Here is a 26,671-nt window from a genome sequence, read left to right as displayed (position 1 = left end):
GCGGTTCGGCTGATGATTGGGCCGTGCAGACGACGCATGCTGGCTAACATGACTGAGACCGACCGGCGCACCGAAACGCCGCTATCGAACTGGAGCGACTTGGGCCTGAGCGAGCTCCCGACTGGAACGGTGACGTTGCTGCTCGCAGACGTCGAGGGTTCGACGCGGCTCTGGCAGACCCAGCCCGACGAAATGAGCGCCGCTGTCGCGCGCTTGGACCGCGCGGTGTCGGACCTGGTGGACGAGTACAGGGGGGTGCGCCCGGTGGAGCAAGGCGAGGGTGACAGCTTCGTCGTAGCCTTCGCCCGTGCCAGCGACGCGGTCGCGTTTGCGCTGCGGCTGCAGCTCACGCCGCTCGCGCCAATCAGCCTTCGGATCGGGCTCCATACCGGCGAAGTGCGACTGCGGGACGAAGCAAACTATGTCGGGCCGACCATCAACCGGACCGCGCGGCTGCGCGATCTGGCTCACGGGGGCCAGACGGTCCTGTCAGCTACGACAAGTGATCTGATCGCCGACGCGCTCCCTGCCGAAACATGGCTGCTTGATATGGGCACCCACCCGTTGCGGGACCTGCCGCGGCCCGAGCGGGTAACGCAGTTGTGTCACGCCGGCCTCCGCAATGACTTCCCACCCCTGCGCGCATCGAAAACGACTGGAAAACAACATCTTCCGCCTCAACTTTCGAGCTTCGTCGGCCGCGGCGCCGAAATGAAGACCGTGCGGCAGATCGTCGGCGAGAACCGGCTCGTGACATTGACCGGGGCGGGTGGCGTCGGCAAGACACGTTTGGCAGTGCAGGTCGCGGACGAGATGGAGAGCGATTTCGCCGACGGAGTGTGGTACGTGGATCTGGCGCCGATCGCCGAAGCCGACACCGTACCGGTTGCGGCGACTCGCGCGCTTGGGTTGCCCGACCAGGCCGGCCGCTCGACGATGGACACGCTCACCCGGGTGATCGCCGGTCGGCACATGCTCATCGTCTTGGACAACTGCGAGCACCTGATCGACGCGTGTGCCTCGCTAACCGCTGCGCTGCTGGCGACTTGCCCGGCGGTGACAATCCTCGCCACCAGCCGTGAGCCGATCCGAGTGGCGGGCGAAGTCGCGTGGGCGGTGCCCTCCCTGTCGCTGGCCGGTGAGGCTGTCGCGCTGTTCACCGACCGCGCGCGCCGGGTGCGGGCTGACTTTGTTGTGAACGAGGAGAACTCGGAAACGGTGTCCGAGATCTGCCGGCGCCTCGACGGCATACCGCTGGCGATAGAGCTTGCTGCCGCAAGGGTTAGGGCGCTCTCGTTAGTGCAGATTCTCGACAGCCTGCACAACCGTTTCCGGCTGCTGACCGGCGGAGCGCGAACGGCCGTGCGCCGACAACAGACACTCCGGGCTTCGGTCGATTGGTCACATGCGCTGTTGACCGAGCCCGAACGTGTCCTGTTCCGCCGGGCCGCGGTTTTCATGGGTGGATTCGACCTTGATGCGGCGCAGGCCGTGTGCGCCGACAGCGACATCGAGCGCTACCAGACCCTCGATCAGCTGACATTGCTCATCGACAAGTCGCTCGTCGTGGCCGACGACAGCGACTTCGGGACGCGCTACCGAATGCTGGAGACGGTCCGCCAATACGCTCTTGAGAAGCTGAGCGAATCCGGCGAAGCCGACGCGGTTCGCACCCGCCACCGCGATCACTACACCAAGGCGGCGACCCTGCTGGACACTCCCGGCCGCTCGGGCCATCAACGGCGCGTCGAGCTTGCCGAAACCGAGATCGACAACCTGCGGTCTGCATTCGCGTGGTGTCGAGAAAATGCAGAAATCGCAACGGCGTTGCAGCTCGCGTCGGCATTGCACCCGCTATGGGTCACCCGGGGGCGCGTCCAGGAGGGGATGGCGTGGTTCGACGCTGCACTCGGCGACGCGACTTCGCACCGTATCGATCTGCCACCCGCAGTTCGCGCTCGAGCGCTCGCCGACAAAGCCACACTCGGTGCCGCCCAGAGTATTTACGACGACGTCGAGGCGTTGGAGGCTCTCGCGATCGCGCGTGAGGTCGGTGACCCGGCCTTGCTTGTGCGGGCGCTTGCCGGTTGCGGGCTCATCGCTGCCTACGACCCCGAGGCCGCGGGCCCATACTTTGACGAGGCGCTCGGCCTCGCCCGCGCATTGGGCGACGACTGGAGCCTCAGCCAGATCCTGGCTTACCAGGCGTTTGCGGCGGTAACCGGAAAGGGTGACGCGATCGCGGCGCGCGCGGCAGGCGAAGAAGGCCGTCATGTCGCCGACGCCATCGGTGACGGGTACAGCTCACGTGGGTGCCGCTGGTGCGTTGCCCTGGCACGGCAGTGGGAGGGGGATCTCGCCGGAGCCGTCGCTGAATTCCGTTCCCTGGCCGTCGAATCGGAAGCCGCGAACGACCAGATGTGGAGGATGTGCAGCCTGATCAGTTTGGGACACCTGCTCGCCTGGTCGGGTGACACGAGCGCGGCCCAAAACGCCGCGACCGCCGGCGTGGAGGCGGCGGCCGACCTCGGCGCCTTCAACCAGGGCTTTGCGTACGCCGCCTTGGCCGTCGCGACGCTAGCCGCGGGTGATCTAGAGGCGGCGGCCGGTGCCGTTGAGAGAGCGCGGCAACTGATGGACATCCAGCCTCGACTGGCGGTTGTCAATGTCGTCCCAATCGCGGAACTTGCGCTCGCGCAGGGCGATCTGGAAGCGGCACGGCGCTTCGCCGACGAAGTCGTCGCCGTAGCCACTGGTTTGCATCTAGTTCAAGCGCACGTGACTCGTGCGCGCGTCGCGATCGCGCAGCGCGATCGCAACCTGGCCGAGCGTGACGCCTGCGAGGCCCTGACGGGCTCGGTCAGTGGCAACGGTCGATGGCTACTTCCTGAGGTGCTCGAGTGCCTCGCGACCCTTGCCGCCGACGCTGGCAACCACCAAGAAGCCGCTCGCCTGTTCGGAGCGGCGCAGGCAGATCGCCTTCGCCGCGGGTACGTGCGCTTCAAAATCTACGAAGCGTCGCATGACGCGTCGGTGGCTGAGCTGCGTGCGGCTATGGGCGACAACGCATTCGAGGAAGCATGGGCCGAAGGTGAAGCCATGTCCATCGACGAAGCGATCGCCTATGCGAGACGCGGACGCGGCGAGCGCAAACGGCCGGCAGCCGGCTGGGATTCATTGACCCCCGCGGAGATCAACGTGGTGCGGCTCGTCAGCGAGGGACTCCCGAACAAGGATATTGCCGCGCGGTTATTCGTCTCCGCGCGCACCGTGCAAGCCCACCTCGGCCACGTCTACTCCAAGCTAGGCCTCAGCTCGAGAGTGCAACTCGCCCAGGAAGCCTCGCGCCACCCCTAGTCGCGAGCGTTGCCCCGGTGCATCTTCACTGCATCTTCCACATTGGCCTTCTTGTCCTCTGCCGCCCCTTTGGCCGCGGCCTTCTTGCGCTTGGCCACCACGGCATCGACGGCGCCGTTCAGCGCGGAACCCAGCGGGAACCCGAGGTAGTGGGTGAGGAAGACGGCCATCTCCTTCAGCTCGGTCTCGGTGAGCTCCCCGTTCAGCAGCGCGGCGTTGATCTGGATCTCGGCCAGGTCGCGATTTCCGACCGCGGTTACCGCCGTGAGCGTCATGATGCGTTTGTCGCGCATCGACAATCCCGGTCGCGTCCAGATGCTGCCGAACAGATGGTCGACGGTCAGATCGAAGTACGCGTCGCCCTCGATGTTGGGCATTTCCCAGCCGTAGACCTCGTTCATCTTTTCCAGGCCCTTGCGGCGAAGCTCGTCCATCACGCCTCTTTCTCTGTGTGCGGCACGCCGAGGCCGGCAGCCAGGCCCGCATATGCCAACTGCGCCAGCGGCAAATCGACCGAAATCGCCTCACCCAACGCCAACGCCAGGCTCAGATCCTTCTCCCCCAGGCCGCGAGTGTGCAAGAACGGCTGATACAGAAAGTTCTCCGGGTCAAGGTCTTTCATGTTCTCGCGCACCATGATGGCGCCAGGACCACCGGTGAGCGCGTCGGTGTGGCGCACCACCCGGCCCAGCGCCTGCAGGTCAAGGCCGGCCGCCTCGGCCAGCTTCATCGCCTCGCACGCAGCGACGTAGGAGGTGAACGTCAACATGTTGCGGGCCAGCTTCATTCGCGTACCCGCACCGGGTTCCCCGGCGTGGACGACCATCGCCGCCCAGTGCTTGAACGCCGGCTTGATTCGTTCGTAGACCTCGCGCTCGGCCCCCACCATGGTGGCCAGCTCGCCCTTCGCGGCGGCCGCCGCGCCTCCGCTGACCGGGGCGTCCACGATGTGTATGCCCCGAGGCTTCAACTCGCGGGCCAAGTCGACGGCGGTGGTGTCGCTGATCGTCGAGTGGATCGCGATGACGGTGTCGGGCTTGGCGTGCGCGGCCAGCTCACCGATGACCTCGCGCACCTGCGCATCGTCCAGGACGGTGATGTGAACGATGTCCGCGGCGGCAACGTCGGCCACGCCGTCGGCCAGGCGGGCACCCTTTTCGGCAAGCGGGGTCATCGCCTCGGTCCGGATGTCGTACACCGTTACGCCACCCGGCCATTCGGTCATTTTCGTGGCCATCGGTGCGCCCATGTTGCCCAGGCCGATGTACCCGAGCTTCAAGTCGTTCGTCATGACCGGATTATCTGCCCGCCGTCAACGTTGAAGATCTGCCCGGTGATCCACGAAGCCTCGTCGGAAAGCAGGAACAGGCACATCCCGACCAAGTCCTCGGGGGTTCCCATGCGTGACAGGGGAAGACCCTTGACGATGTCGGCGACCATCTCCTGTGGGGTGGTGGTCCGATTGGCTTCGGTGTCGATGGGCCCTGGCGCGATCGCGTTGATCCGGATGTTCTGGCCACCCAGCTCACGCGAAAGCTGTTGGGTCAGACCGTTCACGCCCGCCTTGGCCAGGCCGTAGTAGTTCGAGTACAACCACGCCGCGGTGGACGACTGGTTCACTATCGCCCCACCGCCCCGCTTGGCCATCTTCTTGTAGACGGCGCGGGTGCACCACAGCGCCCCGTCGAGATTGACGCTCATGAACTTTTTGTAGTACTCGGGGTCGATGGTGAGCAGAAAGTCCAGCTTCATACCCCCGAAGATCGCCGCGTTGTTGACGAGGTAGTCGATGCCGCCGAACTCGGCCAGCGTGCGATCGGCCATCGCCTTGGCAGAGGCCGGGTCGGACACGTCGACCGGGATGCTGATGGCCGCGCCGCCGTCGGCGGAGATCTGCTTGGCCACCCCCTCGGCCGCCTCCGCATTGATATCGGCTACCACCACCGCCGCGCCCTCGCGGGCCAGCGCCTCGGCGTAGGCCTGGCCGATACCGCCGCCCGAGCCGGTGACAATGGCGACCTTGTTTTCAAACCGCATGCTCTCGAGCTCCTCTAGTTCACCGCTGTGGCAATGGTCTTGATTTCCAGGTACTCCTCGAAGCCGGCCAGACCCATCTCTCGGCCGTTTCCGGACTGCTTGTAGCCGCCGAACGGTGCGTCGGCCGAATACCACACGCCGCCATTGACATTGATCGTGCCCGCGCGGACCCGCGCGGCCACCCTGGCCGCCCTGTCCGGGTCGGTGCCGAACACGGTGCCCGACAACCCGTATGGTGAATCGTTGGCGATGCGCACCGCGTCGTCGTCGCCGTCATGCGGAATCACCGTCAGGACCGGGCCGAAGATCTCCTCGCGCGCACACCGTGCGTCGTTGCCCAGACCCGCGATCACGGTGGGCTCGATGAAGAAACCGACCTCACGGTCGGTCGGCCGCCCGCCCCCACACGCGAAAGTCCCGCCCTCGGCGATGGCTGAGTCGAGATAGCCTTGGATCCGATCGCGCTGCCGCGCCGAAATCACTGGGCCACAGATGGTTCCGGGATCGGTCGGGTCGCCGGCCTTGATGCCGCCCATCGTGGCGGCCGCGATGGAGACGGCTTCGTCATAGCGCGCCCGCGGCACCACCAACCGGGTGGTGATCGCGCACCCTTGCCCGGCGTGCATGCACACCGAGAACCCCGCCACGCCCACCGCTCCGCTCAAGTCGGCGTCGTCGAGGACGATGAACGCCGACTTGCCACCCAGCTCGAGAAAGACCTTCTTGATCGTGGCGGCACCGTCGGCCATCACGCTGCGGCCGGTGGCGGTCGAACCGGTGAACGAAACCATGTCAACCCGAGGGTCTTTCGCCAACAGCGCGCCGACGCCGTGGTCGCTGGACGTGACGATGTTGATGACACCGGGCGGAAAGTCGGTGTGCTCGGCGATCAACTCCCCCAGCACGGCCGCGCACCACGGTGTGTCGGGGGCGGGTTTGAGGACGACGGTGTTGCCGGCGGCCAGCGCGGGCCCAATCTTCGCGAGGTTGATCTGGTGGGGAAAGTTCCACGGAGTGATCGCGCCGACGACACCGACGGCCTCGCGGGCAATCGTGCGACGGGTGGGAATGCCCATCGGCGACGCCAGGCCGAGATCCTGGTTGTACTCGTAGGATTCGGCGGTATCGGCCGCGAACGCGAGGTCGTTGACCGGAACTTCGAGCTGGGCGATGCTGGTGAGCATTCGCGGCGCGCCGACTTCGGCGATGGTGAGGTCGCGCAACTCTTCGAGGTGCTGCTGCATCGCCTCGCGCAGCTGCCGCACGCATCGCACGCGCAGCTCGGTGTCGCGCGACCAGTCCGTCTCGTCGAAGGCGCGCCGGGCGGCATCGATGGCGCGGTCCATGTCCGCGGCGTCGGCATCGGCCGCGGCCCCGAGGACTTCCTCGGTCGCCGGGTTGATCGTCGGAAAGGTGCCGGCGCTGCCGGGCGACATCTTGCCGTCGATGAACAGTGAGCTCACGCCTTCGGCCAACAAGGCCATCTCGCGCTCCCGTCTGTGCGGACCAAATCGTGTGGGCGGTCGGTGGACAGTTGTCCGATATTTTCGAATCGAACCATAGCCGCCCAGCCGTCGGCGGTGCAAGGCCCGATCCCGCCGCCCGCTGCTTATGGCCGAGAAATTGCACTTTAACGAGCATCTTCCCCGGCCGGGCTTGCTTCCGGTCTCGTCAGTCCGATAGCTTGGACATGTGTCCAGCGATGCACTGGTGACGATCACGTCGCAGGCCGAAGACCAGGCCGGCCGGCCGGCGCGCAACCGCCGCCAGGAGGAGACCTTCCGCAAGGTGCTTGCGGCCGGCATCGAGACGCTGCGCGAAAAGTCCTACGCCGACCTGACGGTGCGCGCGGTGGCGGCCCGCGCCAAAGTCGCCCCGGCGACCGCGTACACCTACTTCTCCTCGAAGAACCACCTGATCGCCGAGGTCTATCTCGACCTGGTGCGGCAGGTCCCCTACTTCACCGATGTCAACGACCCGATGCCCAACCGGGTGGAACAGGCGTTGCGCCACCTGGCGCTGGTGGTCGCCGACGAGCCCGAGGTCAGCGCCGCCTGCACGACCGCGCTACTCAGCGGCGGAGCGGAGCCGGCGGTGGCCGCCGCGCGCGACCGGATCGGTGCCGAGATTCACCGCCGCATCACCTCCGCCATGGGTCCGGACGCCGACCCCACCGCCGTCTCGGCGCTGGAAATGTCGTTCTTCGGGGCGCTCGTTCAGGCCGGTAGCGGCGAATTCACCTACCGCGAAATCGCCGACAGGCTGGCCTATGTCGTGCGGTTGATCCTGACCGGCGCGGGAGAGACTAGCCAGGAGAACAAAACCGGATGACCGTTCACGTTGGCGACCACGACCTGGTCCTCGATCCCTACGACTACGACTTCCATGAGGATCCGTATCCGTACTACAAGCGCCTTCGCGACGAGGCTCCGCTATATCGCAATGAGGACCTGAAGTTTTGGGCGCTGTCCCGTCACCAGGATGTGCTGCAAGGGTTCCGCAACAGCACGACGCTGTCCAACAAGTACGGCGTCTCACTGGATCCGGCGTCGCGCGGCCCGCACGCGTCCAAGACGATGTCGTTCCTGGCGATGGACGATCCCGCCCATCTGCGGCTGCGGACGCTGGTGTCGAAGGGGTTCACGCCCAGGAGGATTCGTGAGCTGGAGCCCCGTGTCACCGAGATCGCGACACGACACCTCGACACCATGTTGCAGAACGCGAGAGTTGGCGCGGTCGACTACATCGACGAGTTCGCCGGAAAACTCCCCATGGATGTGATCTCGGAGCTGATGGGTGTGCCCGAGCCGGATCGAGACCAGGTCCGCGCCTGGGCCGACGGCGTGATGCACCGCGAGGAAGGCGTCACCGACGTGCCGCCGGAAGCCGTCGAGGCGTCGCTCAACCTGATCGTGTACTACCAGCAGATGGTGGCCGAGCGGCGCACCAAGCCCACCGACGACCTGACCACCGCACTGCTTGAGGCCGAGATCGACGGCGACCGGCTCACCGACGACGAAGTGCTCGGCTTCATGTTCCTGATGGTGATCGCCGGCAACGAGACAACCACCAAACTCCTTGCCAACGCGGCGTTTTGGGGGCACAAGAATCCGGATCAACTCACCGGGGTCTACGCCGACCTTTCGCTGGTGCCGCTCTGGGTCGAGGAAACCCTGCGCTATGACACGTCCAGCCAGATCCTGGCCCGCACCGTCTCCGGGGAGCTCACCCTCTACGACACCACCATCCCGGACGGCGACGTCGTGTTGCTGTTGCCCGGTTCGGGCCATCGCGACGAACGGGTCTTCGACAACCCCGACGACTATCTGATCGGGCGCGAAATCGGGCCCAAGTTACTGAGTTTCGGTAGTGGCGCACACTTCTGCCTGGGCGCGCATCTGGCACGCATGGAAGCCCGGGTCGCGCTCACCGAGTTGTTCAAGCGAATCCGCGGATACGAGGTGGACGAGGCCAACGCCGTCCGCGTCCACTCCAGCAATGTCCGCGGATTCGCTCACCTACCAATGACCGTGGAGGTCCGCTGAATGCCCCGCTTTGACCCCCTGCCCGAGCGCAGGCCGGCGATCGTCGCCGGCGCCTCGTCCGGCATCGGAGAGGCCACCGCCATCGAGCTGGCGGCGCACGGTTTCCCGGTCGCCCTGGGTGCCCGCCGGGTGGAGAAGCTCAACGACATCGTCGGCAAGATCAACGCCGAAGGCGGCGAGGCGGTCGGCTTCCACCTGGACGTCACCGACCCCAACTCGGTGAAATCCTTTGTCGCGCAGGCGGTCGACGCCCTGGGCGACATCGAGGTGCTGGTGGCCGGCGCCGGCGACACCTACTTCGGCAAGCTCGCCGAGATCACGACCGACGAATTCGAATCGCAGCTGCAGATTCACCTCGTCGGCGCCAACCGCCTGGCCGCGGCGGTGCTGCCCGGCATGCTGGAGCGGCAGCGCGGTGACCTGATTTTCGTCGGGTCCGACGTGGCCCTGCGCCAGCGACCGCACATGGGGGCCTACGGCGCCGCCAAGGCCGCCCTGGTCGCGATGGTCACCAACTTCCAGATGGAGCTCGAGGGCACCGGCGTGCGGGCCTCGATCGTGCATCCCGGCCCGACGAAAACCTCGATGGGCTGGAGCCTGCCGGCCGAGAAGATCGGCCCCGCACTCGAAGACTGGGCCAAATGGGGCCAGGCCCGCCACGACTACTTCCTGCGCGCGGCGGACCTGGCGCGCGCCATCACGTTCGTCGCCGAGACGCCCCGCGGTGGCTTCATCGCGAACATGGAGCTTCAGCCCGAAGCCCCGTTGGCCGACAAGAAGGATCGCCAGAAACTCGCACTCGGCGAAGAGGGGATGCCATGACCACAGCGATTGTGCCGCGGGTTTCCGGCGGCGAGGAAGAGCACGGCCACCTCGAGGAATTCCGCACCGACCCAATCGGTTTGATGAAGCGCGTCCGCGACGAGTGTGGCGACGTCGGTTGGTTCCAGCTGGTGGACAAGCATGTCATCCTGCTCTCCGGCGCGGGGGCCAACGAGTTCTTCTTCCGCTCGGCGGACGAGGAGCTGGACCAGGCCGAGGCCTACCCGTTCATGACGCCGATCTTCGGCAAGGGCGTGGTGTTCGACGCCAGCCCCGAGCGGCGCAAGGAGATGCTGCACAATTCGGCGCTGCGCGGTGAGCAGATGAAGGGGCACGCCGCGACCATCGAGGCTCAGGTCAAGGGGATGATCGCCGACTGGGGCGACGAGGGCGAGATCGAACTGCTCGACTTCTTTTCCGAGTTGACCATCTACACCTCGACCGCCTGCCTGATCGGCGTGAAATTCCGCAACCAGCTCGACCACCGGTTCGCGGAGTACTACCACGAGCTGGAACGCGGCACCGACCCGCTGTGTTACGTCGACCCCTACCTGCCGATCGAAAGCTTTAAACGGCGCGACGAGGCCCGCGTCAAACTCGTTGCGCTGGTGCAGGAGATCATGGACCAGCGGGTGGCCAATCCACCCAAGGACAAGACCGACCGCGACATGCTCGACGTGCTGGTGTCGATCAAGGATGAGGACGGCAACCCCCGGTTCACCGCGGACGAGGTCACCGGGATGTTCATCTCGCTGATGTTCGCCGGCCACCACACCAGCTCGGGAACCTCGGCGTGGACGCTGATCGAGCTGATCCGCCACCCCGACATCTACGCCGAGGTGCTCACCGAGCTCGAGGAGCTCTACGCCGACGGCCAGGAGGTGAGTTTCCATGCACTGCGGTCGATTCCGAAGCTCGACAACGTGGTCAAGGAGACGCTGCGGCTGCACCCGCCGCTCATCATCCTGATGCGGGTCGCCAAGGGCGAGTTCGAGGTCGAGGGCTTTCCGATTCACGCCGGCGACTTCGTCGCCGCCTCCCCGGCGATCAGCAACCGGATTCCCGAGGACTTCCCGGACCCGGATGCGTTCAAGCCCGATCGCTACAACAAGCCCGAGCAGGCCGACATCGTCAATCGGTGGACCTGGATTCCGTTCGGCGCCGGGCGACACCGCTGCGTCGGTGCCGCGTTCGCCCAGATGCAGATCAAGGCGATCTTCTCGGTCCTGTTGCGCGAGTACGAGTTCGAGATGGCCCAGCCGGCCGACAGCTACCACAACGACCACTCCAAGATGGTCGTCCAGCTTGCCCGGCCGGCCAAGGTGCGCTACCGCAAGCGGAAAGCCTGACCAATCATGGGTTTTCGAATCGAAGCCGATCTGGATCTGTGCCAGGGCCACGCCATGTGCGAACTTGAGGCGCCGGACTACTTTCGGGTGCCCAAGCGCGGCAAGGTCGAGATCCTCGACCCCGAACCGCCCGAAGACGCCCGCGACGAAGTCGAGCGCGCGGTCGACATGTGCCCAACGCATGCACTGTTCATCAAAGAGAAGGAAGATCAATAATGGCGTCACGCGAGGAACTCGAGGCATGGGTCGACCGCTGGCTGCAGGCCAACAAGGACTGCGAGAAGGCCGGTGACTGGCGGCCGTTGGCGGACTTCTACACGCACGACGCCACCTACGGCTGGAACATCGGCCCCAAGGAAGACGTCATGTGCGTCGGCGTCGACGAGATCCGCGACATCGCCCTCGGCTTGGAAATGGAGGGCCTGGAGAACTGGGTGTACGAGTACCAGAAGGTACTCATCGACGAGAAGCAGGGCGAGATCGTCGGCTTCTGGAAGCAGATCGTCAACAAGGCCGACGGCACCCAGGACGAGATCTACGGCATCGGCGGCAGCTGGTTCCGCCTCAACGCCGAGAACCTCATCGAGTGGCAGCGCGACTTCTTCGACTTCGGTCACGTGGCGAAGATGTTCGCGACGCTGATCGAGTCCGGCGACCTCAGTGCCGGCATGCAGAAGCGGATCGAGCGCAGCCTCGCCGGCGAAAAGCTGCCGGGCTACTACCCGCTTGGCCAGGCACCCGTCCCGATTTGGTGACCGCGGACCGATGACGGACCAACCAAGCATTTGATTTGTTGCACGCGCTATGCTGACGCGACAAGGGTGCCTGTGGCGCCCGTCACCAAGTTGTCCGGCATGAAGGAGCCGGGCAGCTCTGATCGATTCAAAGGCGAAATGGGGTCAGGACCATCGTGAAGACAAAAGGCGCACTGATCTGGGAGTTCAACCAGCCCTGGTCTATCGAGGAAATCGAGATCGGCGACCCGCAAGCGCACGAGGTCAAGATCCAGATGGAAGCGGCGGGCATGTGCCACTCCGACCATCACCTCGTCACCGGCGGCATCCCGATGGCCGGCTTCCCGGTGCTCGGCGGCCACGAGGGGGCCGGCATCGTCACCGACGTCGGCCCGGGCGTGGAGGACATCGCCCCGGGCGACCATGTCGTGCTGTCGTTCATCCCGTCCTGCGGCCAATGCCCGACCTGTCAGGCCGGCATGCGTAACCTGTGCGACCTGGGGGCCGGCCTGCTCGGCGGCGCCGCGGTCTCCGACGGCACTTTCCGCATCCAGGCCCGCGGCCAGAACGTCTTCCCCATGACGCTGCTGGGCACGTTCTCGCCCTACATGGTGGTGCACCGCAGCTCGGTGGTGAAGATCGACCCGTCCGTCCCGTTCGAGGTGGCGGCTCTGGTGGGTTGCGGCGTCACCACCGGCTACGGCTCGGCGGTCCGCACCGCCGACATCCGGCCGGGTCAGGACGTCGCGATCGTCGGCGCCGGCGGCGCCGGCATGGCGGCGCTGCAGGGCGCCGTCAACGCCGGCGCGCGCTACATCTTCGCGATCGACCCCGTCGAGTGGAAACGCGACCAGGCGCTGAAATTCGGTGCGACGCATGTCTATCCCGACATCAACGCGGCGCTGATGGGCATCATGGAGGTCACCTACGGCCTGATGGCCCACAAGGTTGTCGTCACCGTGGGCGAACTTCAGGGTTCCGACATCGACAACTACCTGAACATCACCCAGAAGGGCGGCACCTGCGTGGTGACCGCCATCGGCAGCCTGCTGGACACCAACGTCAACCTGAACCTGGCGATGCTCACCCTGATGCAGAAAAACCTGCAGGGCACCATCTTCGGCGGCGGCAACCCCCAGTACGACATCCCGCAGCTGCTGTCGATGTACAAGGCCGGCAAGCTGAACCTGGACGACATGGTCACCACCCAGTACCGCCTCGAGCAGATCAACGAGGGCTACCAGGACATGCTGGACGGCAAGAACATTCGCGGCGTCATCCGGTACACGGACGCCGACCGGTAACTCCCCCACCCACTGGTCCTTCAGTGACCGGGTTCGGTCACCTGATGGCGCCGGGACGGATCGGCGCCATGACGGTGCGCAACCGCATGGTCATGTCTCCGATGGAGACCATGTACGGCACACCGGACGGGCTGCCGTCCCAGCGCACCCGTGACTACTTCGCCGCCCGTGCCAGAGGCGGGGTGGGGTTGATCACGCTGGGCGCCACGGGAATTGACCATCAACACCCCGAGACGCCCGGCGGTCTGCACCTGGCCACCGACGAGGCCGTCGGCGCGCATCGGGCGCTGGTGGAGGTCGTGCACGAGCACGGCGCCAAGATCCAGCCGCAGATCGTGCACGCAGGACCGGACGGTCTGGGGCCCGAGATCTTCGGTGTCACATCGTTGGGGCCGTCGGTGATCCCCTCCTACCTCACGGGGCGCCCGTCGGCCGAGATAACGAAGCACCAGTTGTGCGGGGTGTTCGATCTGTTCAAGGCCGCGGCGCGGCGTGCCGTCGAGGCGGGCTACGACGGCATCGAGTTGCACGCCGCGCACGGCTACATGATGTTGGGCTCCTTCCTTGCGCCCCAACGCAATCGCCGCACCGACGAGTACCGCGGCGATTCGGCGCGCGGCCGGGCACGGGTGGTGCTGGATGCGCTCGCCGCGATCCGCTCCGAGATTGGTGACGCCCTCCCGATCACGCTGCGCATCTCGGGCTACGAACGGGTCGCCGGTGGCCGCCCGATCTTCGAGACCGCGCAGCTGGCAACGGAATTCGTCGCGGCCGGTGTCGACGCCTTCCATGTCAGCGGCGGGGTGATCGACCGGCTGGTGACCGGAATGGTCAACGGCGCCGACGACGGGGAGGAGCTCAACGTCGGCGCCGCGGCCGCGGTCAAGCAGGCGGTCGACGTGCCGGTGATCGCCGTGGGCCGCATTCACGATCCGGTCCGCGCCGAGCGGATCCTGGCCGACGGGCGTGCCGATTTCATCGCGATGGGCCGTCCCCTGCTGGCCGACCCCGACCTGCCGCGCAAACTCCGCGAGGGGCGGCCGCACCGGATCCGTCGATGCATCTCTTGCGAAAACTGCATCGATGCAATGGAACAGCGTTTCTCCGTCGACTGCGCCGTCAATCCCCGCACCGGCAAGGAGCGCGAACTGTCGCCGGCCCGCGCCACGCGCGCGAAGAGGGTCGTGGTGGTCGGCGGCGGGCCCGCCGGCCTGGAGGCGGCGCGGGTCGCCGCCGAACGCGGCCACCGCGTCACGCTGTTCGAACGCAGCGCCGCGCTGGGCGGGGCGCTGCGCTGGGCGTCGGTGCTGCATCCCGAGAACCAGCCGTTCCTGCGCTACCTGCGCGACGAGATCAGGCTCAGCGGCGCGCAAGTACGGCTGGGCCAGGAGATTTCGGCTCGGGACATCGTCGACGCCGGCCCGGACGCTGTGGTCGTGGCGACCGGGGGCCGTCTCGCGGTGCCGACGATCCCCGGCTCCGACCTGCCGCACGTGCATACGGGGCCCGGATTGCGTGAATTGCTGGGCGGCCGAGCGGAATTCGGCGCCCCGGCATGGCAGCGGCTCGGGGCGTCCGCGCTGGGCGGCTGGCGGCAGCGCCTGGTGCGGCCCGCCGCCGTCCGGCTGGCCAGTCGCGCATGGATGCCCGTCGGGCGCCGGGTCACGATCGTCGGCGGAGACCTGGTCGCCCTGGAATTGGCCGAGTTTCTGGCGAGCCGGGGTCGGCTGGTGTCGATTGTGGAATCCGGCAAGGACATCGCGCCCGAAGTGGGCAACAAGCGCAAGACTGAGCACATGGATCGACTCGACCGGCTGGGCGTCGCCGTGCACGTGCGGGCACGCGTGGAACGGATCACCCCGGAAGCGGTGATGTTCACCCCCGCCGGCGGCACCACCCGGCGGTTGCGGGCCGACAGCGTCGTGCTGGCCGGCGCGGTCGAGGCCGACACCACGCTGTTCGACGCGCTGATCGCCGCGTTGCCCGGCGCCGACGTGCACGCGGCGGGCGACTGCACCGGACTGGGGCTGATCCGAAAGGCCACCGAGGAAGGCGCACGCGCCGCGTGCGCAATCTAGTGACAGGAGAAACAACGATGACCCAAACCGCCCAATCCCCGGCGCTGACCGCGTCGCAGTCCTCGTGGCGCTGCGCTCAGGGCAAAGACCGGGACGGCTGGCTGGCGTTGATGACCGACGACGTCGTCATCGAGGACCCGATCGGCAAGTCGGTCACCAATCCCGACGGCACGGGGATCCGCGGAAAGGCGGCCGTCGGCGAGTTCTTCGACAACAACATCGCCAAGAATCAGCTGACCATCACCTGCGAGGAGACTTTCCCGTCGAGCTCGCCCAACGAGATCGCTCATATCCTGGTGCTGCAGAGCAAGTTTGAGGGCGGGATGACCAGCAAGGTGCGCGGCGTGTTCACCTACAAGGTCGACGACGCCGGGCTGATCACCAACATGCGCGGCTACTGGAACCTCGACGTGATGGAGTTCGGCCAGGAGTGACGCCGCGGTGAGGTCAGCGGCGCGTGAAGATCAGATGCGTGACGCCGCTGGGACTGCTCACCGACTCAGGCGTGAACCGCTGCTGGAAGTCCTCGAGCCCCTCCCACAACGACTCCCCCCGCCCCAGGACGATGGGCACCACCACGACGTGCAGGTGGTCGACCAGGTCGGCGGCGATGAATTGCCGGACGGTCGAAGGCCCGCCGCCGAGGCGAATGTCGCGATCCCCCGCCGCCTCTCGGGCCAGCTGGATGGCTTGCTCCGGGCGAGCGTCGATGAAGTGAAAGGTGGTGCCGCCTTCCATCTCGATCGGCGGTCGCGGGTGGTGGGTGAGCACGAAGACCGGCGTGTGAAAGGGCGGCTCGGCACCCCACCACCCTTTCCACTCGTCACCGCTTGTCCATGGGCCGCGCTGCGGCCCGAACTTGTTGCGGCCCATGATCTCGGCGCCGATGCCCGGCTCCCACTGGCTGGCCAGCGCGTCGTCGATGCCGGTCGACCCGCCCGACTCGCCGTGCATCGCTCGGAAGGTGCGCGTCTTGAAGAACCACTCGTGCAGCCGGCCGCCGGCGTGCCCGAAAGGCGCATCCAGGCTTTGGCCAGTACCGGTGGCGAATCCGTCGAGGGAAACCGAGAAGTTGTGCACACGCACGTGTGACATGAAGCTCCTAATTGTGGGTCCGTGCCTGGACTGACCGTCGGCGCCCGCAAAACTCATCGCCGAGATTGCCGTCACGGTCGTCACGCGACGCCGACCGCGACCATGGCGGCAATTTCGCCGCCCCTATGCTGGGGCCATGGCGTCGATCTTCACCAAGATCATCAACCGTGAACTTCCGGGCCGCTTCGTCTACGAGGACGACGACGTCGTCGCGTTCTTGACGATCGAGCCCATGACCCAGGGGCACACGCTGATCGTGCCGCGCGCCGAAATCGATCAGTGGCAGGACGTCGACGGCGCGACGTTCGCGCGGATCATGGCCGTGAGTCAGCTGATCGGCAAGGCCGTGTGCAAGGCCTTCCGGACCGAGCGGGCGGGGGTGATCATCGCCGGGCTGGAGGTGCCCCACCTGCACGTGCACGTGTTTCCCACCCGCCGCCTGAGCGACTTCGGCTTCGCCAACGTCGACCGCAACCCGTCGGCGGAATCCCTGGACGAGGCGCAGGCCAAGATCAAGGCGGCCCTGGCTCAGTTGGCGTGAACCGGCTCCTGCGCCGGCACCTCGCTGACCCGCGGCAGCGTGACGCGGAAGCAGCAGCCCTGCCCGGGCGCGGTCGTCACCGTGACGGCGCCGCCGTGCGCCCGCACCAGCGAGTCGACGATCGATAGACCCAAGCCGGTGCCGCCGCTGGCGCGCGCCCGCGACGAGTCGGTGCGATAGAACCGCTCGAACACCCGTGACGCGTCCTGCTCGGTCATGCCGGGACCCTGGTCGGCCACCTCGAGCACCGCGTCGTCCCCGTGGGTGCCGACCCGCACGGTGACGTCGGCGTTCGCGGGCGTGTGCTGCAACGCGTTGGCGACCAGGTTGGACAGCACCTGCCGGATCCGCGGTTCGTCGCCGAGCACCTCCGGGGTGCCGGGTCCGTCGAGGACCTCCATGGCGATGGTGCGCTTCGGATCGATCGCCTGTGCGTCGTGCACGGCGTCGCTGGCCAGCGCCAGCAGGTCGACCCGGTTGTGCTCCAGTGGCCGCTGCACATCGAGGCGGGCCAACAGCAACAGGTCGTCGACCAGCAGCCCCATCCGGCTGGCTTCGCTCTCGATCCGCGACAGCAGCATGGCGACGTCGCGCGCGGCGCCCTGGCGATACAACTCGGCGAAGCCGCGGATCGTGGTCAGCGGGGTGCGCAGTTCGTGGCTGGCGTCGGTGATGAACCGCCGCATCCGCTCCTCGGAGCCGCGGGCCTTCGCGGCCGAGGACTCCGAGGACGCGAGCGCTTCCTGGATCTGAGAAAGCATGCCGTTGAGCGCGAGCGATAGCCGACCCACCTCGGTGCGCGGATCACGTTCCGGCACACGGCGATCCAGCTGACCGGAGGCGATCGCCGCAGCGGTCTGCTCGACCTCGGACAACGGCCGCAGGCTGCGCTGCACCACCGCGAAGCCGGCGATGCCGACCACCACCAGCACCGCCACCCCGATGCCGATCTGCAGCCACACCAGGGAGCTGACCGTGTGCTGGACGTCGGAGAGGTCGATCGCGACGGTCGTCAGGCCGTGCGGGCCGCGCACCGACACCGCGCGCCACTGGATGTCCGACCCGTTCACCGACGGCAGCGTCGTCGGATTGGGGCCCACGTCGTTGTTGGGCGGCAAGGCCGGTTCGGCGTTGCGGTCGTTGATGGCGGTGAACGGCGTGCCGTCGATGCCGATGCCCCGCACGTAGAACTTCGACGGTGGCCGGCCGGGGTCGGGCCCCTCGTAGGGCGGCGGCGACTGCCGGCGGGGTGCCTGCGCCCACCCGCGGGACGCGTCCAGCAGCGTCTGGTCGATCCGCGTGACGAGGCTGTGCCGCAGGATCGACGTGACCGCGATGCCCGAGACCGCCAGCCCGCACGCCACCAACACCAGGGTGGCGGCGACCAGCCCTACCCGGAGCGGCAATCCACGTCGATGCGGTGTGGCCATGATTGTTAACGCTGATGACCGGGCGCGCGCTCAGCGCGGTTCCCGCAACACGTAACCGACGCCGCGCAGGGTGTGCAGCAGGCGCTTCTCCCCGGTGTCGATCTTGCGCCGCAGGTACGAAACATAGGACTCCACGACATTGACGTCACCTCCGAAGTCGTATCGCCAGACGTGGTCGAGGATCTTGGGCTTGCTCAACACCGTGCCCGCGTTGATCACAAAGTAACGCAGCAGCGTGAATTCGGTCGGCGACAGCGAGACCGGTTCGCCGGCCTTCCACACCTCGTGCGTTTCCTCGTCGAGTTCGATGTCGGCGAAAGTCAGTCGGGCACTGCGCGGTTCGGCTCCGCCCTTGCCCGCGCGGCGCAGGATGACCCGCAGCCGGGCGACCACCTCTTCGAGGCTGAACGGTTTGGTGACGTAGTCGTCGCCGCCCAGGGTCAGGCCGGCGATCTTGTCCTGCAGAGAATCTCGGGCCGTCAGGAACAGCGCGGGCGCGTCGATACCGTCGGCGCGTAGGCGACGCAAAACCCCGAACCCGTCCATGCCGGGCATCATCACGTCGAGGATCACCGCGTCGGGACGTGCCTCCCGCGCACGATCCAGGGCCTGGGCTCCGTTCGTCGCGGTGTAGACCTCGAAACCCTGAAATTTGAGGCTCACTGAGAGCAGTTCGACGATGTTGGCCTCGTCGTCGACTACGAGGACGCGAGCCTCCGGTTTCGATTCGGTTGGGGTTGCCGCGGTCATCAGGTTCTTCTGCCTCTTGTTGAACGTTAGCTATGTGAAGGTTGTGTGATTGCTGAAAGCTCAGTGCCAACACTCTGATAGTAGTCTGCCAGGAATCCTCGCATCGGCTTGGACCTGCGCAAGTCGGTGCGTCCGCGTCGCGAATAAACTCGTGGAATGAACTTCGCCGCACGGATCGTCTCGGCCGCGACCGCCCCGGCACGGGTCGGGCTCGCCGCCGCGGATGCCAGCCTGACCGTCGCGAGCACGGCGGTGGGGGTGGCGAAACGAGCTCTGGGTGACGGCGGGACCGCCGGCACCACCGCCATGACGTCCATGCTCGGAATCGACGACGCGATCGTGCGCGCCAACCGGCTCGCCCGACTGCTGGACGACGACGCGCCGCTGGGACGGGCGGTCGCGCCGGACGGGCCGATCGACCGGCTGCTGCGCCCGGGCGGTGTCGTCGACATGCTGACGTCGGAGGGTGGCCTGCTGGACCGCCTCACCGCGGAGGGCGGCGGCCTGCACCGCACGCTGCAGCCAGGCGGGCTGGCGGACCAGCTGGTCGCCGAGGACGGGTTGATCGAGCGGTTGCTGGCCGAGGACGGGCTGGCCGACCGGCTGCTCAGCGAGGGCGGGCTGGTCGACAAGTTGACGGCGAAGCGCGGTCCGCTGGATCAGCTCGCCGACGTCGCCGACGCCCTGGCGCGGCTGACGCCCGGGATGGAAGCGCTGGAACCGGCGATCGCCACGCTGCAGGACGCCGTCGTCGCGCTCACCATGGTGGTCAACCCCCTGAGCAACATCACCGACCGCATTCCGCTGCCGGGCCGACGGCGCCCGTCGTCGCGTCCGGTGCGCTCAACGCGCGTGATCGACAGCGGCGAGTGACCGATTACGCTTGACCCGGCTTGATCCCGCCTCCTTAGCTCAGTGGTAGAGCACTCGCCTTGTAAGCGAGCGGTCGTCAGTTCAATCCTGACAGGGGGCTCGATACGGTGACTGCCGATGGATGACGCGCGTTTTCGCGGCAGCGTTGCGGTAACGTCCTGTGGGTGCGCGCGGAAACTGTAGGTGCCGCGGCCGCGGTCGCCGTGGTCTTTGCCGCGTGCTCGTGTGCCACCGGTTCGGCTGAGCCCACGTCCGAAAATCCACCGTTCCCGATCGGCGAGATGGGTGTGCCTCTGCACGTGCGGGCGGCCGGCGGCGCAACCGCCGACATCACCGTCAACAGTGCGACGTGGTTGCCGCCGGGCTGCGCCTCCCATTTCGCGAATGCGTCGGGTGACCCCGGCTGCAACGTGGTGGAGCTGACCATCACCGGGACGTCCCACCGGTTCTTCCAGTTCGACCAGGCCTACATGTTTGCCGGATACGGCGGGGGCAATGAGCCATGGACCCGCCCCGGCGATGCTCCCCGGCCGGCATCAATGGCGGTCGACTTCAGGCGGCTCGACAAGATGCCCCCGCTGCAGCAGGGCGGCCTACACGACGGCCAGACCGCGCATGGGTTCGTCGGCTTCGTTATGCCGGCGGGGGGTGAGCTCTACCTCACGATCAACGATCCCGCCCAGGCCGCTCCATACACCGAAGCGGGTTTGATCGTCCACACCTGACGGCCACCGCCCAGCGGCCCGCGGTGTCATCGCTTGCGTCCAAGCGCGATGCTCGCCAGTACCGTTTCATGCGATTGGCCCGGGGGTGCGCTGCTGGGATGCGCGCCGCCCTACATGCGATCGAGCGTCTGGAACTCAGCGGTCCCCATCCAGTGGGCGTCGAGTTCTGCCCTGGCCTTCGCGACATCGGCCGGCAGGGAGCCGTCGCGCGTCGCGATCTCCCACAGCCCGTAATAGGCCCAGCCGTTTCCGGGATACTTCCCAGTCGGGATCTGGGTCGGATCGTCGGTGGCTGCCTTATTCAGGCTCTCCAGCAGACGCAGCTTGGCCTCCGCGAGATCGCCTCGGCCCGCTGGCGTCGTCGTGTTATCGGCATCCGCCTTGCGGATCAGAATCGAGGCCTCCGTCTGGCGCACGGGGTAGGGCCACAGGGAAGGCTCGTCATAGCGCAGGGTGTCCTGGATCTTCCGAGCGCTTTCCGCTGCGGCCAGCGCTTCACTCCAATTCTTGGTTGCGGCGGCTGTACGCGCACGTCTCAGGTTGTCGAGGATCGCGGCCAGACACAGATCGGGAGGACGTTGGGGGGCGTAAATGTTGCAGGTCGGGTTCGATCTGTCCGTTGCTTTGCGGTACGCGGCGAGGTCGGTGTCGAATTTGCCGGCCGACTGCTTGAAATCTTGCCCCTCCCATATATCCGCCATCAGTTGCGCAAAGTCGTAGGCAACGTTGGCGAGCGGTTGTGCCTCAAAAGGATTGGGTTCGACGAATTTACGGATATCCGCCGTGCTGGAAAAATTCAACCTGGTGAGATAGTAGACGGCCCGGTATAGGTCCGCGCGGAGCCCGTTCGCTTTGTCGGGAGCCGCCTCGAGCAGCTTGTCCGCATAACGGTTGACGTCATCCTTATCGCCGGTCAACGCTGCGGCGTCGATGACGAAATGAATATTGTGGGGATAGTACCCATACTTATAGCGGTCGCCGTCGGGACGATACAGAGTCGGCTCCTGGGCGAAATACCTTTCGTCCGCATCGACCGCCCGTTTGTTCGCCGTGATCGCGGCCTGCATGTCGCCCATGCGGTAGTAGATGTGCGACGGCATGTGGACGAGATGACCCGAATTCGGCGCGAGCGGTCCCAGCCAGTCGGCGTATTGCTTGGCCGCGTCCGGCCACGGCGACTGCTCCATCAAGTGGATATACCAATGGATGGGTCCTTCATTTCGCGGGCGTTGGACGAATTTCAGCGCCCTCTCCAGTTCGTCCCTCGCCTCGGTGATCTGCGCGGAGAACGTAACGACCGGCTTCCCGTCTTGATACCAGTAGCCCCATGGTGTGAGGTTCATCGCGGCGTCGGCGAACAGCGTGACGACGTTGGGGTCATCTCGGCCGAACCTTTCCAGCACGGATTTCATGCCGTCGTAATAGGTCCGGTTACGAATCTTCTGACATTTCCTCTCTTCGGCATCGTCCTGCTCGTTGGGATTGCAGTTCTGATAGCGTTCGAACAAGGCGTAAGTGATCGCCCGGTCTTCCGGACTTGGACTGGCATCCAGGGCGCGGTGCAGCGCCTCATTCGCAGTCTTGCGGTCGAGCGGCAACTCCTTCGACATATTGAGGTCGACTCCAAGCACGAGCGCCTGGGCCCAATAGCATGCCGCGCAACTGATTCCCTTGTCCTCGGCCTCGGCGGCCGCTTTGCGAAATGCACGATAGGCTTCGCGGTTGTTGAATCCGAAGTAGAATCTCAAGCCTTGGTCAAAATAATCTTGGCCCACCGGCACGTACCAATGCGCGCTTCCGATGGCGGAATAGAGCGGCGGTGCTGGATCATTCTCGGTCAGGACAGACAAGGGACAGGCTTTGGTCTCCGGGCTCAGCATCCCCACGCCGTCCATGGCGTCCATACCCATGTCCATATCCGCGCTGGCAGCGGGCTGCGACATCTCTTCAGACAGGGCCGCGCAAGCGTCCGGTGGCCGGGAAGGCGAGCAGCATGCGGCAACGGTTAAAGCGAAAATGACCGCTGCGACCGAGAATCTGCTCCGGAAGAGATAGGACATGATTTCCCTCGCACCATATCGGCGACCGGTGGGACGAACGGGATCCTATTCTTCAACGGGTCACGGCGCCGCGATATAGCGAAACCTCTTCGCGGCCAATTCCGACGGGCGAGTTCAATCCCCGGGCCGTCGAGATGAATGGCGTCAGATTCCCGCGCAGATGTTCACGAACGGGATGGGCGCGCAGACGCTGACCCAGACATGCGGCCTGGGGCCGCCCCACGCCGGTGGCGGAGGCGGCGGGGGTGGCGGGGGTGGCGCTTCCGGAGGCGGTGGCGGAGCCACTGGTTCGGGTGCCTGCGCCAGCACGACACACGTATTGGACGGTGCGTCGTAGACCGTGCCTTGGCCACATTCGGCGGCTCTACTCACCGCCGGCGAGAGGGACGTGGTCGCGATGGCCAGACCGATTACGGCTGGGCCGATGAGTGCGAAATGATTAGCCATGATGAGCACCGCCAATCTCCGTGCAGGGAGATCGTATCCCCGTCAGCGTTGCTGCGAAAGTGCTATTTGACGCGCGTTTGGCGAGCCGCCGGGACCAAGAACCGCATGCGTAGGGCCGGCCGCAGTGGGTAGCCGATATCAAAGACTTGCCGTTCACTCTGGAGGTCCGCGATGCCGGTTACGGCGGGGCCCGTTCCCGGGCTGACGTCGGGATTGCACAGGGTCCCGACGGACCCGGGACGTTTCCGCACCGGGCGTTGGTGGCTGCTCGCCGAGGGCGTGTTGGTGAGCGCGTTCGGCGTCGCCGGGCTGCTTTCGGCTGCCTTGCATCCGCACGCCGGCCCGACCGGCGTCCCAGTTCTCGGCCTGGCGTCGGCTCCGGCGCATAGCGCGACACTGCTGGCGCTCGGAGTGCTGGCCATCGCGGCCGTCGCCAAACGCCGTGCGGCCGTGGCGGTTACGGCGTTGAGTGCCGTGGGTTACACGCTGTTGTTGTTTTTCAGCAGCGTCGCCACCGCGCGTACGACGCCGACGCCGCTGGGGTTCCACGCAGCCGACATCGTCCTGCACGGCGTCCTGGCGGTGGTCAACCTGGCCCTGCTGTTATGGCTGATTCCCGACGAGTTGGGGGACGAGGCCTGGGTGCCGCGGCGGGGAAGCGACCGCGACCAGCAGCAGTCCGCGGCCTCCGGAGCGGTTTTCGAGCGCGAGGCCGCATCGCCGGGCGCGGTGCCGCCCGAGCCGGAGATGGGAACCCTCGACAGCCACCCCGGGCCAAGCATCCCGCCGCCCGAAGTTGCCTCCCCACCCCAGAAGGTCAGCGAGCCAACAGCATTGGGGCATTCCGCGGCGCGGCGTTCGAGCGGCGTCGCGCCTGCGGTCTTGGTGATCGTGGTGCTTGTCGTCGGCATCATCATCTGGATGCGCCGCCGCTGAAACTACTGATCGGCTGGCGGTGGAGCGGGGTTGGGCGGGGGCCCGTCCGGCGGCGGCGGTGGAGCGGGCGACCGATGCGTGCAGTCCGGCACGTAAATCAGCACGCCGCCGACCATCGTCCAACCGATCGCGCACCCGGGTGGCAACTGCGGGCGAGTATCCGGTGCGCCGAAAAGCGCCGTGACCATCGCCGCGATCATCACCGGACCGATTAGGCGACGGGCGAAATTCGAGTCCGCGCGGTCGGAAGCTCGACGAATCACGGTTCGTTTGGCGGTGCGTTCGCGGTCGGGCATGTAACTGTTCCACTCTGCTGGGAAGCCGATCCTCCAGTGTGAAATAGCCTGCGGCCGCCCGCAACTCGAAACGGCATTCGCCAGGGGCCGTTACGGCATTGCTGTCAAGGCCCTCGATGCGAAAGACTGTTCACGGCAACTCGACGAAAGAGAACCCTAGTGAGCCGTAACCGTGCCGTCGCGGCGCCGCTCGTCGGCGCGGTCGTGTTCGCGGCCGTCGCCTGCTCGGCGTCGACCGCCAAGCCCGCGACGACCGGTTCAACCGCAGTCACCGCGCCCGCCACCCCCGCCGCGTCGAGAACCCTTGCGGCAGCGCCGAATCCACCCCTCGGCGCGCAGCCCCAGCTGGCGTCGGACCCGGCGCAGGTATCCGACGACCTCGTCGCCGACGAACGCGCGCTGCGTGACCCGTCGACCCCGGAACCTGCCCTGTCGGCGGCGGCGCACCGCGAGCAGGCCGCCTACCGGGCCATCGGGCGGCACCCCGAATGGGACTCCATCACCCGGCCGCGGATCCCGTCGGAACTCGTGGACGTCTACGACCGCAACCTCGATGCCCGACGACAACTGCAGTCGATGACCCCTGCGAAAAGCGCGCTGCCCCCGTGGCGGATCGACCCCCCCATTCCCGCCGACGAGCTGATGAGCGACTACCACGCGGCGGAAGCGGAGACCGGTGTCGGCTGGAACTACCTGGCCGCGATCAACCTCGTCGAGACCCGATTCGGCAGCATCAACGGCGTGAGCACGGCCGGGGCGCAGGGGCCCATGCAGTTCCTGCCGTCGACGTTCGCCACCTACGGCCAAGGCGGCGACGTCAACTCCCCGCGCGACAGCATCATGGCCGCGGGCCGATTCCTCGCCGCCAACGGCTTTGCCAATGACCACGATCGCGCCATCTACGGGTACAACCACGCCCACGCCTACGTCCAGGCGGTCGACCAGTACGCCGCACTGATTGGGAGCGATCCCGCCGCTTTCCCCACCTACTACCGGTGGGATGTCTATTACGTCACCACTGCCGGCGATGTGTTGCTGCCGGTCGGCTACGCCGCATCGTCACCGATCCCGGTCGAGGACTACCTGGCGACCCATCCGCAGTAGCCCACCCGGGTCACAGGTACTTCAGGGCGATGTCCTGCAGGTGCGATCGCACGTCTTGACCGGTGGCCCTCTCCAGCTTGATACCGAGCTCACCGGCAAGGTTGACGAAGCCCATCAACAGCATGATCTCGCCATCGGGCTCGTCGATCACGTTCTCGACGAGCCGGGTCCACGCGAATTCGTTGCCGCTGTCGGACGTCCAAGCCGTCATCACGTCGATGGCTCGGCGGACGTTCTCTCGCACATCCATGCCCGGAGCCTGCCACGGCCGCGGGCTCGCCGCCCGGCAACGGGCGCAACCGGCTACGGCGGCCGCGCCCGTCGGCGGCTCGGTTCGGGCCGGCCCGTCAGTACAGCGGAACCCAAACCCCCATGTACCAGAAGCCCCAACCGCCGAACTGCCAGTTGAAAACCGGTATGGCGGTGTAGGTCTCGTACTGGAACGGCCCGAAATCGGCCTGCGCGAGAACGACGTCACGCTGCGGCCCGGACCACGGGCGGTTCCATCCGCCGGGAGGCGGCGGGCCGTCCCAGCCCCCCGGAGGCGGTGCGCCCACCCAGTGTGGCGGCGGGTGGCCGGGGGCCGGGCCGTCGTTCCAGCCATGGCCTCGCGGCGGCGGCGGTGGGGGCGCCCCGTGGTCCACGACGCTGAAGCCCGCCCGCGCATCGCCGGGCCCGCCTATTTGGGCGTTCCCACTGACGTACGTCCCGCGCGGAATGTAGGGCGGGTGCGCCGGCTGCGTGCTCGGTGGGTTGAGCGCTTGCCGGCCCTGCGGCGGCGGGTTTTGCCCGTTCGCCGGCGCGTTGGTCTGCCCGCCCGGCGGGTTCTGCCCGTGCTCACCCGGCGGCTGGTTGTTCGGGCCGCCCTGCTGGGGGCCCTGGTCGTTCGGTGCCGGCGAGTTCTGCGGGCCCTGTTGGGGGTTGTTCTGGCCGCCCTGCTGCGGGTTGTTCTGCCCACCAGGTCCGCCCTGCTGCCCACCGGGTCCGCCCTGCTGGCCACCCGGTCCGCCCTGCTGGCCACCCGGTCCGCCCTGCTGCCCGCCGGGTCCGCCCTGCTGCCCGCCGGGTCCGCCCTGCTGCCCGCCCGGTCCGCCCTGCTGGCCACCCGGTCCGCCCTGCTGGCCGCCGGGTCCGCTGTGCGTGCCGCCGGGCCCACCGGGGTTCCCCGCGCAGCCGCCGCCGCCGGGG

24 protein-coding genes, 1 tRNA gene and 1 pseudogene are annotated in these 26,671 nt (G+C 66.9%); 16 read left to right on the top strand and 10 right to left on the bottom strand.

What is annotated here, in order from left to right:
* Positions 1 to 36: 36 nt before the first annotated feature.
* On the top strand, positions 37 to 3,357 hold the full coding sequence (locus A5730_RS18655; RefSeq protein WP_082946897.1) for a LuxR C-terminal-related transcriptional regulator: 3,321 nt from the start codon (positions 37 to 39) through the stop codon (positions 3,355 to 3,357).
* On the opposite strand, the gene A5730_RS18650 is transcribed toward A5730_RS18655, so the two are convergent.
* The 4 genes from A5730_RS18650 to A5730_RS18635 are packed head-to-tail and all read right to left on the bottom strand — an operon-like array spanning position 3,354 to position 6,878.
* Complete coding sequence (locus A5730_RS18650; protein ID WP_067903552.1) at positions 3,354 to 3,791, bottom strand: carboxymuconolactone decarboxylase family protein; 438 nt, start codon at positions 3,789 to 3,791, stop codon at positions 3,354 to 3,356. The genes A5730_RS18655 and A5730_RS18650 overlap by 4 nt on opposite strands.
* Positions 3,791 to 4,648 (bottom strand): NAD(P)-dependent oxidoreductase, encoded by an 858-nt coding sequence (locus A5730_RS18645; protein ID WP_067903549.1) that lies wholly within the window; start codon positions 4,646 to 4,648, stop codon positions 3,791 to 3,793. The genes A5730_RS18650 and A5730_RS18645 overlap by 1 nt, the downstream gene beginning before the upstream one ends.
* Positions 4,645 to 5,394, bottom strand: a complete 750-nt coding sequence (locus A5730_RS18640; RefSeq protein WP_067903546.1) for an SDR family oxidoreductase — start codon at positions 5,392 to 5,394, stop codon at positions 4,645 to 4,647. Before A5730_RS18640 ends, A5730_RS18645 begins: the two co-directional genes overlap by 4 nt.
* A 14-nt stretch (positions 5,395 to 5,408) precedes the next feature.
* Positions 5,409 to 6,878 carry an aldehyde dehydrogenase gene (locus tag A5730_RS18635; protein ID WP_067903543.1) on the bottom strand — a complete coding sequence of 490 codons (1,470 nt, stop codon included), beginning with the start codon at positions 6,876 to 6,878 and terminating at the stop codon, positions 5,409 to 5,411.
* A 208-nt stretch (positions 6,879 to 7,086) separates the two neighbouring features.
* Here A5730_RS18635 and A5730_RS18630 point away from each other — a divergent pair, with 208 nt between their 5' ends.
* From A5730_RS18630 to A5730_RS18590, 9 genes are all read left to right on the top strand, one after another.
* Positions 7,087 to 7,725, top strand: coding sequence for a TetR family transcriptional regulator (locus A5730_RS18630; RefSeq protein ID WP_067903539.1), 639 nt, complete (start codon positions 7,087 to 7,089; stop codon positions 7,723 to 7,725).
* Positions 7,722 to 8,939: a cytochrome P450 gene (locus tag A5730_RS18625; protein ID WP_067903536.1), complete on the top strand. Its 1,218-nt coding sequence runs from the start codon at positions 7,722 to 7,724 to the stop codon at positions 8,937 to 8,939. Before A5730_RS18630 ends, A5730_RS18625 begins: the two co-directional genes overlap by 4 nt.
* Positions 8,940 to 9,761: an SDR family oxidoreductase gene (locus tag A5730_RS18620; protein ID WP_067903533.1), complete on the top strand. Its 822-nt coding sequence runs from the start codon at positions 8,940 to 8,942 to the stop codon at positions 9,759 to 9,761. It begins immediately after the preceding gene.
* Positions 9,758 to 11,110, top strand: a complete 1,353-nt coding sequence (locus A5730_RS18615; RefSeq protein ID WP_067903530.1) for a cytochrome P450 — start codon at positions 9,758 to 9,760, stop codon at positions 11,108 to 11,110. The genes A5730_RS18620 and A5730_RS18615 overlap by 4 nt, the downstream gene beginning before the upstream one ends.
* Before the next feature lie 6 nt (positions 11,111 to 11,116).
* Positions 11,117 to 11,326 (top strand): ferredoxin, encoded by a 210-nt coding sequence (locus tag A5730_RS18610; protein ID WP_067903526.1) that lies wholly within the window; start codon positions 11,117 to 11,119, stop codon positions 11,324 to 11,326.
* Positions 11,326 to 11,865, top strand: a complete 540-nt coding sequence (locus A5730_RS18605) for a hypothetical protein (RefSeq protein ID WP_067903523.1) — start codon at positions 11,326 to 11,328, stop codon at positions 11,863 to 11,865. Before A5730_RS18610 ends, A5730_RS18605 begins: the two co-directional genes overlap by 1 nt.
* Positions 11,866 to 12,020: 155 nt before the next feature.
* A complete protein-coding gene (locus A5730_RS18600) occupies positions 12,021 to 13,148 on the top strand; it encodes an NDMA-dependent alcohol dehydrogenase (RefSeq protein WP_067903519.1) in 1,128 nt (375 codons plus the stop codon).
* Positions 13,149 to 13,192: 44 nt separating this feature from the next.
* Positions 13,193 to 15,226, top strand: a complete 2,034-nt coding sequence (locus tag A5730_RS18595) for an FAD-dependent oxidoreductase (RefSeq protein ID WP_231994720.1) — start codon at positions 13,193 to 13,195, stop codon at positions 15,224 to 15,226.
* 17 nt (positions 15,227 to 15,243) lie between these two features.
* On the top strand, positions 15,244 to 15,660 hold the full coding sequence (locus A5730_RS18590; protein WP_067903513.1) for a ketosteroid isomerase family protein: 417 nt from the start codon (positions 15,244 to 15,246) through the stop codon (positions 15,658 to 15,660).
* Positions 15,661 to 15,673: 13 nt separating this feature from the next.
* On the opposite strand, the gene A5730_RS18585 is transcribed toward A5730_RS18590, so the two are convergent.
* Entirely contained in the window at positions 15,674 to 16,321 is a 648-nt protein-coding gene (locus A5730_RS18585; protein WP_067903510.1) for a dihydrofolate reductase family protein, read from the bottom strand.
* A gap of 136 nt (positions 16,322 to 16,457) precedes the next feature.
* Here A5730_RS18585 and A5730_RS18580 point away from each other — a divergent pair, with 136 nt between their 5' ends.
* Complete coding sequence (locus tag A5730_RS18580) at positions 16,458 to 16,862, top strand: HIT family protein (RefSeq protein ID WP_067903508.1); 405 nt, start codon at positions 16,458 to 16,460, stop codon at positions 16,860 to 16,862.
* On the opposite strand, the pseudogene A5730_RS18575 reads toward A5730_RS18580, so the two are convergent.
* Positions 16,834 to 18,292, bottom strand: a pseudogene (locus tag A5730_RS18575) (sensor histidine kinase). The gene A5730_RS18580 and the pseudogene A5730_RS18575 overlap by 29 nt on opposite strands.
* Before the next feature lie 30 nt (positions 18,293 to 18,322).
* Positions 18,323 to 19,042 (bottom strand): two-component system response regulator PhoP, encoded by a 720-nt coding sequence (gene phoP / locus A5730_RS18570; RefSeq protein ID WP_055403270.1) that lies wholly within the window; start codon positions 19,040 to 19,042, stop codon positions 18,323 to 18,325.
* A 156-nt stretch (positions 19,043 to 19,198) separates the two neighbouring features.
* Here phoP and A5730_RS18565 point away from each other — a divergent pair, with 156 nt between their 5' ends.
* From A5730_RS18565 to A5730_RS25005, 3 genes are all read left to right on the top strand, one after another.
* Positions 19,199 to 19,915 (top strand): hypothetical protein, encoded by a 717-nt coding sequence (locus A5730_RS18565; protein WP_067903501.1) that lies wholly within the window; start codon positions 19,199 to 19,201, stop codon positions 19,913 to 19,915.
* Between the two features lie 28 nt (positions 19,916 to 19,943).
* Positions 19,944 to 20,015: transfer RNA gene (locus tag A5730_RS18560), tRNA-Thr, on the top strand.
* A 181-nt stretch (positions 20,016 to 20,196) separates the two neighbouring features.
* Positions 20,197 to 20,640, top strand: a complete 444-nt coding sequence (locus tag A5730_RS25005) for a hypothetical protein (protein WP_231994719.1) — start codon at positions 20,197 to 20,199, stop codon at positions 20,638 to 20,640.
* Positions 20,641 to 20,750: 110 nt separating this feature from the next.
* On the opposite strand, the gene A5730_RS18550 is transcribed toward A5730_RS25005, so the two are convergent.
* Positions 20,751 to 22,544: a hypothetical protein gene (locus A5730_RS18550; RefSeq protein ID WP_231994718.1), complete on the bottom strand. Its 1,794-nt coding sequence runs from the start codon at positions 22,542 to 22,544 to the stop codon at positions 20,751 to 20,753.
* 774 nt (positions 22,545 to 23,318) lie between these two features.
* On the opposite strand from A5730_RS18550, the gene A5730_RS18545 reads away from it, so the two are divergent.
* Both A5730_RS18545 and A5730_RS18535 read left to right on the top strand, forming a co-directional pair.
* Positions 23,319 to 24,083 (top strand): DUF4383 domain-containing protein, encoded by a 765-nt coding sequence (locus tag A5730_RS18545; RefSeq protein ID WP_067903492.1) that lies wholly within the window; start codon positions 23,319 to 23,321, stop codon positions 24,081 to 24,083.
* Between the two features lie 455 nt (positions 24,084 to 24,538).
* Entirely contained in the window at positions 24,539 to 25,483 is a 945-nt protein-coding gene (locus tag A5730_RS18535) for a transglycosylase SLT domain-containing protein (protein WP_067903486.1), read from the top strand.
* Between the two features lie 10 nt (positions 25,484 to 25,493).
* Here the strand turns inward: A5730_RS18535 and A5730_RS18530 are convergent, their stop codons facing one another.
* Both A5730_RS18530 and A5730_RS25240 read right to left on the bottom strand, forming a co-directional pair.
* Entirely contained in the window at positions 25,494 to 25,733 is a 240-nt protein-coding gene (locus tag A5730_RS18530) for a hypothetical protein (RefSeq protein ID WP_055403276.1), read from the bottom strand.
* Between the two features lie 97 nt (positions 25,734 to 25,830).
* On the bottom strand, positions 25,831 to 26,671 hold an 841-nt coding region (locus A5730_RS25240), incomplete at its 5' end, for an MAP_0585 family protein (protein ID WP_231994717.1).

The organism is Mycobacterium sp. ACS4054 (genome assembly GCF_001667275.1).
GTDB lineage: Bacteria > Actinomycetota > Actinomycetes > Mycobacteriales > Mycobacteriaceae > Mycobacterium.
Note: the sequence above shows the minus strand (reverse complement) of the source record. Positions and strands in the feature narration are given on the sequence as shown.